Raw genomic sequence first — 13,740 nt, 5'->3', positions numbered from 1 at the left:
AGGACTCAGAAAAATCTTGAAAAATAATATTCTTTCACGCCTTGTAATGAAAGTCCTCTCGCATCATATTGTATATGAATGAACAAAAAGACAAAAAAAACAATATTAAAAACAAGAAATCTTTTAAAAAAAGGATTTTGATTAAAAGAAAGCCTGTTATCTTCATTATCCGGCAACAGAGATACCACAATAACAAACAAAAGCATAGAATATACATGATTCCAACGGTACCAATCTATTCCAAGTATATATAAAGGCATTATCCAAATCAAACTTATAACAATGAATTTAAACAGTGTATAAAATTTATTCCTATAAAAATTAAAAACATAATACAAAAACATTGAAATTTCGATGGCAAGTTCTACAATAAATAATAGATAAGAAATTATTTCTTTCTTCATCAGTTTAGCAGCATCATTAAATTTAAACAAGAAAATATTGTTTTCACCAAAAACAACACCTCTTTCTTTAATAATTTCTAAACTTCGGCCACCGTTAATTTCTTTTCCGGAAAAATATAAAATCCCAATAATTAGAGTTGACAAAACAAAAAGCATTATCCAAAATGAATATTTCTTTTTTCCTGTTTTAAGAATATGTATGAAAATAAAAAAGGGCAGGAAGAAATAAAACATTTCATGAACAAATAGGCCTATGCAGAATAAAACTAAAAAGATTCTTTCTTTCACAACAGTCATTTTACCTAATGCGAAATATGCTGCAAGAACAAAAAGAATAACCTCTCTTTTCCCTGAATACGACAAATTAATCGGAAAGTACATAAAACAGAGCGAAGAACATAGCAATACCAAAATGTTCCAGTCTAATTTTTTGGTCATTAACAGCTTAAGATAGGTGTAAAAAACAAGAATATAAAAAGTTGTTTGAACAAAAAAAATCTGAATAGGCAATGAGATTTCAAAAAAGTCTTGTACAGCAAAAAAAATAGTTCCTGTTATTCCTCTGCGTTTAAAGCCTCCGTCTTCGTAATTTACTAGCCAGTCAGACATCGTCCATTCATGAACAGGCAACATAGCCTTTCCGTATAATTTCACGACTACATACAGAAAGATTGCAATTAAAAAAAAGCAATACAATAAAAAAATGTTATTCCTTTTTGTAAATGAAACCATACTATCTATTATATGAACAAAAAAAGGTTACCTTTTAAAAGTAACCTTTATATATTTTAGAATAATATCTTACACTTTTTCTACCTGCATATAGCTTAATTCCATTGGAGTTTTTCTTCCGAAGATCAAAACTGAAACTTCAATTTTCTTTTTATCTTCAAGAATTTTCTCAACTGTTCCGTTGAATCCGTTGAAAGGACCATCAATCACTTTTACATTTTCACCAACGATGAACGGAATTTCAGCATCGGTAGCAAATTCTGAAAGCTCATCCATTCTACCAAGCATTCTGTTAACCTCAGATTTTCTCATGGGTACAGGATCTCCGCCTTTAGTTAAACTTAAGAAAGAAATTACTCCTGGAATGTTTTTAATCACATGAGGAATCTCTCCCATCAAATCGGCTTCAACCATCAGGTAACCAGGATAATAAGGTCTTTCTTTCGGAACTTTTTTTCCGTTCCTAAGCTGAATTACCTTTTCCATAGGAATAACCACCTGAGTAACGTACTGTTCAAACCCTAAACGTTTGATCTCCGTCTCAATGTAGTTTTTCACTTTATTTTCCTGTCCGCTGATTGCTTTCAGCACATACCATTTTAATTCGCTCATTACGGGAAATTACTTTTCGTTAGTTGAAGCTGTTAATCAATATTCCTAAGATGTTGCTGATTGATTTTGAAAACAACTCATCAACACCGAATGTAAATAACGCTAAAATAACAGTTGCAACAGTTACTACGATTGTAGAAGACTGTAAGTCTGACCATTTTGGCCATTCAACTTTATGTCTGAATTCGTTATAAGAACCTTTTAAAAAATCGACAAATGCACTCATAATTTATATTTGCACGGGCACAAGGATTCGAACCCTGATCAACGGTTTTGGAGACCGGTATCCTACCATTGGACGATGCCCGTAGATTAAAAAAGTTCCGTAAGCTTCCTTACGGAACTTTAGTTATATTTAGATGATTAGTCTAAGATTTCAGTAACCTGACCTGAACCAACTGTTCTACCTCCTTCTCTGATCGCAAATCTAAGACCTACGTTAAGAGCGATTGGCTGTAACAATTCTACAGAGATTTCTAAGTTATCACCTGGCATTACCATTTCTACACCTTCTGGCAAGAAAATCTCACCTGTAACGTCAGTAGTTCTTACGTAGAACTGAGGACGATATTTGTTGTGGAATGGAGTGTGACGTCCACCTTCTTCTTTAGAAAGGATATAAACAGATGCTTTGAATTTTTTGTGTGGCTTCACAGAATCTTTCTTAGCGATTACCATACCTCTCTTGATGTCAGTTTTTTCAATACCTCTCAACAATAGACCTACGTTATCACCAGCTTCACCTCTGTCTAGGATTTTTCTGAACATCTCAACCCCTGTAATTGTAGAAGTTAATTTCTCATCACCCATACCAACGATATCTACAGGATCACCTGTATTGATAATACCCGCTTCGATTCTACCAGTTGCTACAGTACCTCTACCTGTAATAGAGAATACGTCTTCGATTGGCATCAAGAATGGCTTATCAGTATCTCTTACTGGCTCTTCGATCCAAGTATCAACAGCATCCATCAATGCTTCAACACTCTTAAACCACTGATCGTCAGTGTTTACTGGGCTAGAAGTAGCAGCTGTAAGTGCACCAAGTGCAGAACCTTGAATTACTGGAGAGTTATCACCGTCGAAATCGTAAGTAGACAATAAGTCTCTCAATTCCATTTCAACAAGCTCTAATAACTCAGCATCATCTACCATGTCAACTTTGTTCATGAAAACAACGATTCTAGGTACGTTTACCTGACGACAAAGTAGGATGTGCTCTCTAGTTTGAGGCATAGGTCCGTCAGTTGCAGCACATACAACGATAGCTCCGTCCATCTGAGCAGCACCAGTTACCATGTTCTTTACGTAATCCGCGTGACCTGGACAGTCAACGTGAGCATAGTGTCTTTTTTCAGTTTCGTATTCGATGTGAGCAGTATTGATAGTAATACCTCTTTCTTTTTCTTCTGGAGCAGAGTCAATTGCAGAGAAGTCTTTTTTCTCAGCAAGACCTTTGCTAGCTAATACAGCAGAAATAGCAGCTGTAAGAGTAGTTTTACCATGGTCAACGTGACCAATAGTACCAATGTTCAAGTGTGGTTTGTTACGATTAAACGTTTCCTTTGCCATGATTTAAATTATTTATTTATTGTTTTATTCAAATTTTCGGTGTGCAAATATAATGAATTTTTATATACCAAAATCTTTTTATGAAAAAAAGTTTCATCTTCAAACCCAGAAAGTCACAAACCTTATTGTTTTCTGTAAACAGAGATGCAAATTTAAACAAAAAAATGAATTAAAAAAAAGTGTTTGCAAAAATCCGAAGTTTATTTTCTCTCGTATATAATATGAGAAATACCTAAAATAAACTATTATGAAAAAACTATCTTACATCTGTCTTGCTGTATTTACTCTGCTCACTGCATTCTCGTGCAATGATGATATGGAAAGTATGCCTGAAGAACAAATCATGAAACCTGATGTAATGGTGTATGGACTTACTGAAAACAATCAGCTTGTAGAATTTAATGCCAATAACTCTTCGAGCTTTTCATCGACCAAAACAATCATGGGAATTCCTTCCGGAGAAAAACTTTTAAGCATAGATTTCCGCCCTGCAACCGGAGAACTTTATGCGGTTTCCAATGCAAGCAAATTTTATATTATCAATCTGTCGACAGCCAATGCAAGAGCAGTAAGCACAACTTCTTTCACGCCTGCGATTTCAGGCTCTGTAGCTTCTATAGATTTTAATCCTACGGTAGATCGCATAAGACTTGTTACCAATACAGGCCAAAATCTCCGTATAAATCCTGAAACAGGAGTAATTGCAGCTACAGACATTAGTATAACAACCACATCATCCATTATGGGTATTGCGTATACCAATAGTATTTCTGGGGCTACAAGTACAACTTTATATGATCTTGACGCTATGAGTGGTAAACTTTTTAAACAAGATCCTCCGAACAATGGAACTTTGGTAGAGGTCGGAAGTTTAGGCATAACTTTTACCGGACAAGCTGCCTTTGATATAAACCCTGACAATAAAATTGCTTTGATGGCCGCTACAACAGGAAATCAAAATAGCCTGTATACAGTTGATCTTAATAATGGTAAAGCAACAAACATCGGTATGTTATCTTCAAAAATTATTGATCTTGCCATAAAGACAAATCCGGTGGCTTATGCTGTAAATGAAACAAATGCCTTACAGATTTTTGATCCAAATAATCCTCAGCCTGTAACTAAAGCTATTACAGGGCTTCAAACAGGAGAAAATATTTTGGGTATTGATTTCAGACCATTAAACGGACAATTGTATGCTTTAGGAAGCTCAAGCAGAATTTATACAATTAACTTAGGAACCGGAGCAGCAACTCAAGTTGGAACCGGAGCACTTACTACTGCACTTGTGGGAACGGAATTCGGTTTTGATTTTAATCCAACAGTTGATAAAATCAGAGTAGTGAGTAATTTAGGACAAAATTTAAGATTAGATCCAGTTACAGGAGGCGTTACTGCAGTTGACGGAGCAATTAATCCTGGAACTCCAACATTAGGTTCTGCAGCTTATACCAATAATTTTGCAGGAGCAACTACTACTTCCCTATTTGTAATTGATCATTCTACTGACAAATTGTATCTGCAAAATCCACCAAACAACGGAACATTGGTCGAAGTAGGTTCTTTAGGAATTAACATTACCGGTGCAAATGGTTTTGATATTGGAAGTACAAGTCAAAAAGCATATTTATTGGCAACAGTTGGCGGAGCTACAAAATTGTACACCGTGAATACAACCAACGGAGCAACAACATCTTTAGCTAATTATCCTAATTCAGTAAGAGGCTTTACGGTTGGTTTAGGTTTCTAAAAAACACATAGTTTTATTATAAGAGAAAGGCTGGAAAAAAATTTTCCAGCCTTTCAAACTATATAAGTGTAAATGAAAAGAGAATGTCTAAATAATTTCTTCGGTCTTCTTAGTTCTATTAAAAATCCAGAAGATAATCGGGAAGATCAACAAGGTAAGAACAGTTGCCGTAATAAGTCCTCCGATAATTACGATTGCCAAAGGTTTTTGAGATTCGGAACCGATACCTGTAGAAAGTGCTGCAGGTAACAATCCGATGGATGCCATTAAAGCAGTCATGATGACAGGTCTTGTTCGGGATTTCACTCCGTTCAGAACAGCTTCATCCAGCGGCAATCCGTCTTTTGCGTTTTGATGAAATTCGGTAATCAAAATAACTCCGTTTTGAATACAGATTCCTAATAAGGCAATCATTCCGACTCCCGCAGAAATTCCAAAATTCATTCCTGTTAAGTGAAGCGCAATGATTCCTCCGATTAAAGCAAAAGGTACATTGGCTAAAACTAAGAATGAATCTTTCATGTTTCCAAAAAGGATAAATAACAGGAAAAATATCCCTAAAATGCTGATTGGTACTACTTCTGTTAATCTTTTGGTTGCTCTTTGCTGATTTTCAAACTGACCAGTCCATCCTACTTTATATCCTTCAGGAAGATCAATTTTTGCGACTTCTTTCTGCGCGTCGGAAATCGTTCCTCCTAAATCACGGTCACGAATGGAGAATTTAATTCCGATATAACGTTTGATGTCGTCACGATAAATAAATGCAGCTCCGTTATTTTTCTCAATTTTTCCTACTTCTTTCAAAGGAATCATTGTTCCATCCTGGGTTGGAATCATTAACGAGGCAATGTCATTTTCATCTTTTCTATACTCATGAGAATAGCGCAGACGAATCGGGAACTTTCTCTCACCGTCATACATTTCGGAAGCAGTTTTCCCACCAAAAGCCATTTCCAAGACAGTCTGTGCATCTTCAGGCATCACACCGTAAGCCGCCATTTTATTTCTGTCCCAAACCACATTTACTTCCGGCTGACCAATATTTTTTATAATTCCGGCATCTCGAACTCCATCCACATCTTTTATTGATTTTAAAACTTTTTCTGCCAGTTCATCCAAAGTCTGAAGATTGTCACCGTAAATTTTAATTCCATTTTCAGCTTTAAAACCGGCAACAGCTTCAGCAACGTTATCAGAAATCGGCTGCGAATAATTGAAGGTAATTCCCTGATAATTGCTCAGTTTTTTATCGATATCTTCAATTAATTGATCGTACGTAATTTTACGAGTCCATTCATCTTTAGGTTTAAGATTGACCGCAAACTGCACAAATCCGAATCCGTTCGGGTCTGTTCCATCGTTGCTTCTTCCGGTTTGAGCCAAAACATCGGTCACTTCAGGAACACTCATGATGTCTTTCTTTAAAATATCTGCAGTTTTTAAAGATTCTTTTAATGATGAACTCATCGGCATTTCTGCGGTAATCCAGAGAGAACCTTCATTTAATTGTGGTAAAAATTCTGTTCCTAAAAATTTTCCTGAAAACAAAGTCACCGCAACAATCGAAATGGAAACCAGTAAGCTTATTTTTTTATTTTTAAAGGTAAATCTGAAACCTTTCAAAACAATTCTGTCCCAGAAATTCACAAACGGATTATTTTTTTCTCTTACATTCTTATTTAAGAGCAAATGCGTTAGGACGGGAACCAAAGTCAACGTAAAAATCAAGGCTCCCATTAATGCAAAACCAAGTGTAAATGCCAAAGGTGAGAACATCTTTCCTTCGACTTTCTGAAAGGCAAAAATCGGAATCAAAGAAGTGATAATAATTAATTTTGAGAAGAAAATTGCTTTTCCTAAGCCTGTTCCTGTATGTTTTATCCAACCAGCTTTTGCCATTTTGTTGAATCTTTCATCACCGTATTTCTTGGCTTTATGGTCAAGCATTACGAAAATACCTTCCACCATAACGACGGCTCCGTCAATAATGATTCCGAAATCGACCGCTCCAAGAGACAATAAATTGGCACTCATTCCGCAAAGTTTTAGACATAAAAATGCAAAAAGCAATGACAGCGGAATAATAATGGAAACTGTAAGCGTTGTTCGCCAGTCTGCCATAAAAATCAAAACGATTACTGTTACAAGAATAATTCCTTCCAGCAAATTGTGCATTACTGTCTCAGTCGTGAAATCCATCAGATGATCACGGTCGTAAAAAGTAACCATCTTGACATCTTTTGGAAGTATTTTCTCGTTCAGTTCTGCAATTTTAGCTTTTACACCCACCAAAACCTCACGCGGATTTTCTCCTTTTCGCATCACGACAATCCCTTCCACAGTATCATCTTGGTTGTTTAATCCTGCCTGTCCTACTCTTGGTCTTGAACTTTCGTGAACCTCAGCAACATTCTTTACCAAAACCGGGTTTCCGTTATCATTGTGAATGGTAATATTGGCAATATCATCCGTAGATTGTACCAAACCGATTCCTCGAACAACGTAAGCTTGTCCGTTTTTTTCGATAACGTCTCCACCGACATTCAAATTACTTTTCGTCACTGCTTCGTAAACCTGAAGCGGCGTCAAATTGTATTTATCTAAAGCTCTTGGATCGATACTCAGTTCAAAAACTTTATCCTGACCGCCGAAAACATTGATATCTGCAACTCCGGGAACACCACGAAGCGCCCTGTCAATAACCCAGTTCTGAATTGTCAACAATTCACGGGAATCTTTTTTCTTGCTTTCTAAAGTATATCTGAAAATTTCTCCGGTTGGTCCGTAAGGTGGTTGAACTTCGGGATCAATTCCTTCGGGAAGGCTTACATTTCGAAGCTGATTGTTAACCATGTTTCTTGCAAACATATCATCGACTCCGTCATCAAAGAGAATTTTAACGATGGAAAGCCCGAACATCGTTGTACTTCTCACACTCGTTTTCTTCTGAACGGGGCTCATTGCCAACTCAATCGGCGTAGTAACAAAACGTTCAACTTCCTCGGCACTTCTACCGTCCCACTGCGTAATGATCACGATTTGCGTATTCGTAACATCGGGAAATGCCTCAATCGGCATATTTTTAAAACTGATAAATCCCGCCACTGCTAAAACAGCCACCCAAATAAAGGTAAACGCTTTGTTTTTCAGTGAAAATGAGATGATATTTTTTATGAATTTATTCATTTGAATAGATGTTAGATATTAGGTTTTAGATTTTAGTCTAATTACTAATGTTTAATTGTATCTAAAAGGTTTAAAACCATTAAGAAAATAATAACAGGTTGGTCTTAGTTGCTTATTTATTTCAAATCTTAATGGTTGAAATAAATTAATTGTTTAGCGAACGGTAAATCAACAATTGATTGTTGGTAATTACTTCTTCACCCTCTTTAAGACCTTCTGAAATGTAAGTGATTTCTCCAAGCTGTTTTAAAACCTGAATTTCTTTAACCTTTACATCTGTTCTTGATTTAAAAACCACTACATAACTTCTGTCATCATCAAAAATGACTGCTTTTGAAGGAATTGAAAGTGCCGTTTTGTCCTCAGATTTTGAAACTTTTATCGTCGCTTTACTATCCGGAATCAATAATCCGTTTGCATTATCCAAAACCACTCTTGCCTGCATTGCGTTGGTTTGCGGATCGATGATTTTAAATATTTTATCAATTTTTCCGTCAAAAACCTTATCGGGATAAGACAATGTGGAAACCTGAGCCGGCATTCCAAGACTTATTTTATCAATATCAGATTCGTTGATGTTCATAATTGCCCAAACATTGGTCGTATTGGCAACATCGAAAATATTTTCACTGCGGTCGCTTCGCAGCTGCATATCTTTATTGATGTCTTTATGTACAATATACCCGCTGATTGGGGCTAAAACACTATAGATATTTCCATTTTTCACATTATAAACCGTACTTACCGCACTCGCTCTGTGAAGCTGATCTTCTGCTTTCTGTAATTGACTTTTCGCTTCAAGAACATCTCTTTCAGTATTCAGTTTTCCTTCATACATCTCTCTGGCTACACGAAGATTATTTTTGGCAACCAGCAAATCTGTTTTCGCATCGCTTACATCTTTCTGAATTTCCGCTAATTCAGTACTTCTGATGGTAGCTAAAACCTGTCCTTTTTTCACGTAATCTCCAAGTTCTACATTTACACTCATCACATTTCCGCCGACCAAAGGATAGACATCAATATATGAATTGGCATCTGCAGCAATTTTACCGTAAAAACTGTAAGAATCTTCTATCAGTCTGTTTTCAACTTTTGCTGTGGAAATCGATTCAAGCATTGTATTGCTCAGTTCAAACCCTTTTGGCTCGGGTGATTTTGCAATTTCTGGTTTTGAGCACGACCATAAAAGGAAAGCTGAAAATAGAGGTATAATTATTTTTTTCATTTTAGAATTTTTTAAACGCAAAGCGCGCAAAGTTTTTTACTTTAATAGAAGATTTTAGTTTGTACCAATTGATTAAGCTGTTCGGCAGACTGCATCAGTTCGTTTTTCATATCATAAATCTGAAGCGCCGTTTGACGGTAACTTTCCATGAAATCGGTGAACTCAATTAAACTGATGTTTCCGTTTCTGAAGTTTTTCAGCATTCCGTTATAAACCAAATCGAGATTGTCTAAATCGGTAGATTTTATTTCAGCTAACTGTTCGTACTGACTTTTCCAGATTTGAAAAGCAGATTCTACTTTTGTTTCTAAATCGAGTTTCTGGAATTCTGCATTTTTCTGGTTTTGTTTGATGGCATGATTGGCTCTTTCAACATTTCCCTTATTGCTTTTCCACAGAGGAATCGGGATTCCGACTTTCAAATTGATTTCGTTATTAAAAGTTCCCGAAGCCTGATCGTATTCCATTCCGACATTCAAATCAGGAACGTTCAATGATTTTTGCCATTGCGCATATAATTTGGAATTTTCAATCAGTTTTAGAATGAATAAATAATCGGCATTGTTTTCAAGCGCTTTTCTTTTCAATTCGGCTTCATCTCCGAAAGGTTGCGCAGCCAAAATGTCTTTCGCTTCTTCCTCTGAAATCTGAGGTTCCACTCCTTCTGAAATTCCTGTCAAAACTTTTAAAGCCTGTTTAAATTCTAAGAGGTTCTTGTTGATCTGTACCTTATCATTATTCAACTGAATAACGATACTTTGAAGTCTCACTTCATCTTTCAATGAGACATTTCCTTTTGCAGACTGTACTTTATACGCCTTCAAAAGGTCATTCATATAACCTAACTGTTTATTAACATTTTCAAGCTTAAGCTTTTCGTAATAAAGATTGTAATAATTGTTGTGAAGTTGGGTTCTCAACTCAACGAGAAGCTGTGAAAACTGAAGTTGTGCCAGTTCTTTATTAGATTTTGCAAAAGCGATTTCGTTTTTCTTTTTACCACCCATGTAAATCAATTGGGTTACTTCGATTCCTTTTGCTCTTCCTGCATCCAAAAATCTTTTATCTTCGGGATTGTAACCGTTGATATAACCGCTCATCTGCGGAAGTTCCCAGATTTTGGCCTGTAAAATATCTGCATCTGCCATACTGATGTTGTATTGCTCGGCAAGAAGCTGAAGATTGTTTTGCTGAAAGGCATTTTCGCATTCCAAAAGCGACATTTGCTGCTGCGCTGAAATTACCGAAGAAATTACAACGAACAGTCCTGCAATTTTGTTCATTCTCTCAAATTTTGATGACAAAAATGCTGTTGTTCGATTAAAACGAACTTAAATGAGGCTTAAAAAAAAATTAAATTGTAAATTTTATCAATTAAAACTATGGAAATATCTGTAGAAAGGCTCTCGCTGATTTAGAAGATTACGCTGATTTTTTAATATCTGCAAAATCAGCTTAATCAGCGAGAAGTTGAATTAAAAATTCACTTATTAAAAATAATACTGAATTTATTTTGATTCTCAGCCGGCGAAGCGTAAGAAATTTCTGCACCGTGATATTCTAAGATTCTTTTGACGATTCTCAATCCCAAACCGGAGCCGGAAATATTCTGAGAATTGTTTCCGCGCATAAAAGCTTCGAAAAGCTTGGGCTGCTCTTCTTCAGAAATCGTTTTACCTTCAGAAAGTATATCAACAGAAAGATGATTTTCAGTTTCGGTGATTAAAATTTTTGCATTGGCATTGTCTGAATAAACCGCTGCATTTTTAAGTAAATTAATAAATACAATATCTAAAAGTGACTGAACTCCATTAATGGTAAGAAATGCATTTTCCTGAGTTTCCTCTGAAATACCAAAATCCATTTTCAGATAAGGATAACTTTTCTGTACTCTGTCGAAAGATTCAAAAATTACTTCATCGATTCGTACTTCTTCGTAAATAGTCTGAATATTTTCCTTGTCGAATTTTGTGAGAAGTAGAAGTGAATTTGTAAGATCAGATAACTGATAAACATCTTTCAACATCTGTTGCAATGCCGAAAGCGTATCAGGAGAGTGCTGCTCGAGTTTAATTAAGTTTTCAAGCTGAAAAGCCATCCTTGTAATCGGAGTTCTGATTTCGTGGGATGCACTGGCTGTAAAATCTTTTTGTGACTGGAAAACATCATTTAATCTTGAAATCATCGTATTGAATGAACTGGCTAAAATACTGATTTCGTCATTCGATTGCTCAACAGGAATCTGTGTTGTCAGTTTATGAGCAGTGACCTCGGAAATTTCTTTATTCAGATCTTCCAAAGGACGTAGAAATTTACCCATAAAATAATACGAAAAAAAACCAATCAATAAAGTACAGGTAATAAAAGCGGTAATTAAAAGATACTTCAGATAGGCTAACTTCGATTTTCCATTCGTATCGTAAGCACTTGTGAGAATATAATAGTTTTCTCCATTAATCGTTTTTAGCGAAGCATAAACTTCTGGAATTGACTTTTCCTTATAAATATCTTTTTCCTTATCTAATTCAATAAGAATATTTTTATCCCAGGTTACTTTTTGATCTTTTAAAGTGCTATAAATAAGCTCTTTTTGACCATTAAAAATTAAAATGGTTTCGTTTAAAAGAAAATTATCTGAGTTTTCATTAAAAAAGATAGGCGCTTCTTCCTCAAAATTTTTTGACTTTGAAATAAAATTAGTGGTAAATCCTAATCGTCTTATAAACCGGTCTTTGAATTCTTCACGTCGGAAATCATCAAACGAAATATAAATAATAATTAAAACAATCCCAAAAAGCAACGAAAATGAAACGCTCAAAGTCAGCGCAATTTTTCTTTTTAACGACATTCAAATAGTTTTTAGTTGTCCGTTATCAGTTGTTGGTTACTTTATAAAGGATTCAGATAATAACCAAAACCCGATCTTGTATGAATCAGTTTCACTTTATATTCTTTATCAATCTTTTTTCTTAGGAAATTGATGTACACTTCTACCGTATTGGTATTGGTATTAAAATTATGTTCCCAAACGTTTTCGGTAATCTGTTGTTTGGAAACCGTTCTTCCCTGCGCTTCTGCCAAATAAACCAAAAGCTGAAATTCCTTTAGCGTCAGAGCTATTTCATTTCCTGCACGGAAAACTTTTTGTTCGGTTTTATTGATAATTAAATCATCGATTCTGATAATATCTAAATCAACGCTTTCGGAAGGTGCTTTTCTTCTTAAAAGAGAATTCATTCTCAGCAATAATTCTTCAAACTGGAAAGGTTTTACCAGATAATCATCCGCCAATCTCGTAAATGCATCTTTTTTATCAGAAATATCGCCGTACGCCGAAATGATAATAATTGGTGTATTTTTATCAAACGAGCGAATGGTCTGGCAAACATCGAGGCCGCTAATCTTCGGCACGTTGATATCTAAGAGATACAAATCGTAAACATTATTCTTAATCTGACGGAGAAAAGTTTCGCCGTCATAGATTTTATCACAATTAAATTGATTTGACTCTAAGAATTTACTCAGTTCAGCAGACAGAATAAGGTCATCTTCCAATAAAAGAATATTCATACGGGAAATATTTATTACGAATTTAATGAAAATTCTAAAATTCTCTACTGCAATTATTCTAAGGAAGGTTTTGCTTTTTTTCTCCGGAACTTCTAAAGACTTATTATTAAAGTATTTTGAAGCGGATATTATGATTGATTAAAATAATATTAAACTTTAAGACGGTTTAGGTTGAGATTAAGTTTAAACCATGAAGTAAATTTGATTTTAAAAATATGACGTATTAATCTTTTATAAGGATTGTGTAAGTTTGCTAAGCTTTCAGAAATAAAAAAACTTACTGAAATCAGTAAGTTTATATAATAGATTTTGAGCCAACTACGGGACTTGAACCCGTGACCTCTTCCTTACCAAGGAAGCACTCTACCGCTGAGCTAAGTCGGCGTAAACAAGAAAATCACACTAAAGAGCGTGATTTCTGTTGAGCGGAAGACGGGGGTCGAACCCGCGACATTCAGCTTGGAAGGCTGACGCTCTACCAACTGAGCTACTTCCGCAATTTTGTTTCCAAAATTATTGGTAAACGCTGTGCAAACTTAAAGAAAATCCTTTATTTATGCAACTTTTTATTAATATAAAATGTGGGGAGAGCAGGATTCGAACCTACGAAGCCGAAGCAACTGAGTTACAGTCAGTCCCATTTAGCCACTCTGGAATCTCCCCAGACATAATATATTAAA

At 35.4% G+C, this 13,740-nt stretch carries 10 protein-coding genes and 4 tRNA genes; 1 reads left to right on the top strand and 13 read right to left on the bottom strand.

Going from position 1 to position 13,740, the window contains the following annotated elements:
- Positions 1-5: 5 nt before the first annotated feature.
- The 5 genes from ACR1PN_RS11020 to tuf form a co-directional block, all read right to left on the bottom strand.
- Positions 6-1,058: a hypothetical protein gene (locus ACR1PN_RS11020; protein ID WP_433980072.1), complete on the bottom strand. Its 1,053-nt coding sequence runs from the start codon at positions 1,056-1,058 to the stop codon at positions 6-8.
- Between the two features lie 147 nt (positions 1,059-1,205).
- Positions 1,206-1,748: a transcription termination/antitermination protein NusG gene (gene nusG, locus ACR1PN_RS11015; RefSeq protein WP_034679142.1), complete on the bottom strand. Its 543-nt coding sequence runs from the start codon at positions 1,746-1,748 to the stop codon at positions 1,206-1,208.
- A gap of 19 nt (positions 1,749-1,767) precedes the next feature.
- Positions 1,768-1,974 carry a preprotein translocase subunit SecE gene (gene secE, locus ACR1PN_RS11010; protein ID WP_267267102.1) on the bottom strand — a complete coding sequence of 69 codons (207 nt, stop codon included), beginning with the start codon at positions 1,972-1,974 and terminating at the stop codon, positions 1,768-1,770.
- Positions 1,975-1,986: 12 nt separating this feature from the next.
- Positions 1,987-2,057: transfer RNA gene (locus ACR1PN_RS11005), tRNA-Trp, on the bottom strand.
- A 54-nt stretch (positions 2,058-2,111) separates the two neighbouring features.
- Positions 2,112-3,323 (bottom strand): elongation factor Tu, encoded by a 1,212-nt coding sequence (tuf, locus tag ACR1PN_RS11000; RefSeq protein WP_378180843.1) that lies wholly within the window; start codon positions 3,321-3,323, stop codon positions 2,112-2,114.
- Between the two features lie 247 nt (positions 3,324-3,570).
- Here tuf and ACR1PN_RS10995 point away from each other — a divergent pair, with 247 nt between their 5' ends.
- Entirely contained in the window at positions 3,571-5,073 is a 1,503-nt protein-coding gene (locus tag ACR1PN_RS10995; protein ID WP_433980071.1) for a DUF4394 domain-containing protein, read from the top strand.
- An 87-nt stretch (positions 5,074-5,160) separates the two neighbouring features.
- Here the strand turns inward: ACR1PN_RS10995 and ACR1PN_RS10990 are convergent, their stop codons facing one another.
- The 8 genes from ACR1PN_RS10990 to ACR1PN_RS10955 all read right to left on the bottom strand — a co-directional run bounded on the left by ACR1PN_RS10990 (position 5,161) and on the right by ACR1PN_RS10955 (position 13,723).
- Positions 5,161-8,262, bottom strand: coding sequence for an efflux RND transporter permease subunit (locus ACR1PN_RS10990; protein ID WP_433980070.1), 3,102 nt, complete (start codon positions 8,260-8,262; stop codon positions 5,161-5,163).
- 145 nt (positions 8,263-8,407) lie between these two features.
- The gene (locus ACR1PN_RS10985) at positions 8,408-9,490 is read right to left on the bottom strand and encodes an efflux RND transporter periplasmic adaptor subunit (RefSeq protein ID WP_433980069.1); all 1,083 of its coding nucleotides are present in this window, start codon (positions 9,488-9,490) and stop codon (positions 8,408-8,410) included.
- A 41-nt stretch (positions 9,491-9,531) separates the two neighbouring features.
- On the bottom strand, positions 9,532-10,773 hold the full coding sequence (locus ACR1PN_RS10980) for a TolC family protein (RefSeq protein WP_433980068.1): 1,242 nt from the start codon (positions 10,771-10,773) through the stop codon (positions 9,532-9,534).
- A gap of 200 nt (positions 10,774-10,973) precedes the next feature.
- Positions 10,974-12,338 (bottom strand): ATP-binding protein, encoded by a 1,365-nt coding sequence (locus ACR1PN_RS10975; RefSeq protein ID WP_433980067.1) that lies wholly within the window; start codon positions 12,336-12,338, stop codon positions 10,974-10,976.
- Positions 12,339-12,379: 41 nt separating this feature from the next.
- Positions 12,380-13,060 (bottom strand): response regulator transcription factor, encoded by a 681-nt coding sequence (locus ACR1PN_RS10970; RefSeq protein ID WP_433980066.1) that lies wholly within the window; start codon positions 13,058-13,060, stop codon positions 12,380-12,382.
- 312 nt (positions 13,061-13,372) lie between these two features.
- A tRNA-Thr gene (locus ACR1PN_RS10965) sits at positions 13,373-13,444 on the bottom strand.
- A gap of 40 nt (positions 13,445-13,484) precedes the next feature.
- Positions 13,485-13,557 (bottom strand) — tRNA-Gly (locus ACR1PN_RS10960).
- 85 nt (positions 13,558-13,642) lie between these two features.
- Positions 13,643-13,723 (bottom strand) — tRNA-Tyr (locus tag ACR1PN_RS10955).
- Positions 13,724-13,740 lie beyond the last annotated feature (17 nt).

Origin of the sequence: Chryseobacterium sp. RLHN22 (genome assembly GCF_051011795.1) — a bacterium.
Classification (GTDB): Bacteria; Bacteroidota; Bacteroidia; order Flavobacteriales; family Weeksellaceae; genus Chryseobacterium; species Chryseobacterium zhengzhouense.
The sequence above is the reverse complement of the archived record's forward strand: the minus strand, read 5'-3'. Positions and strand labels throughout refer to the sequence as shown.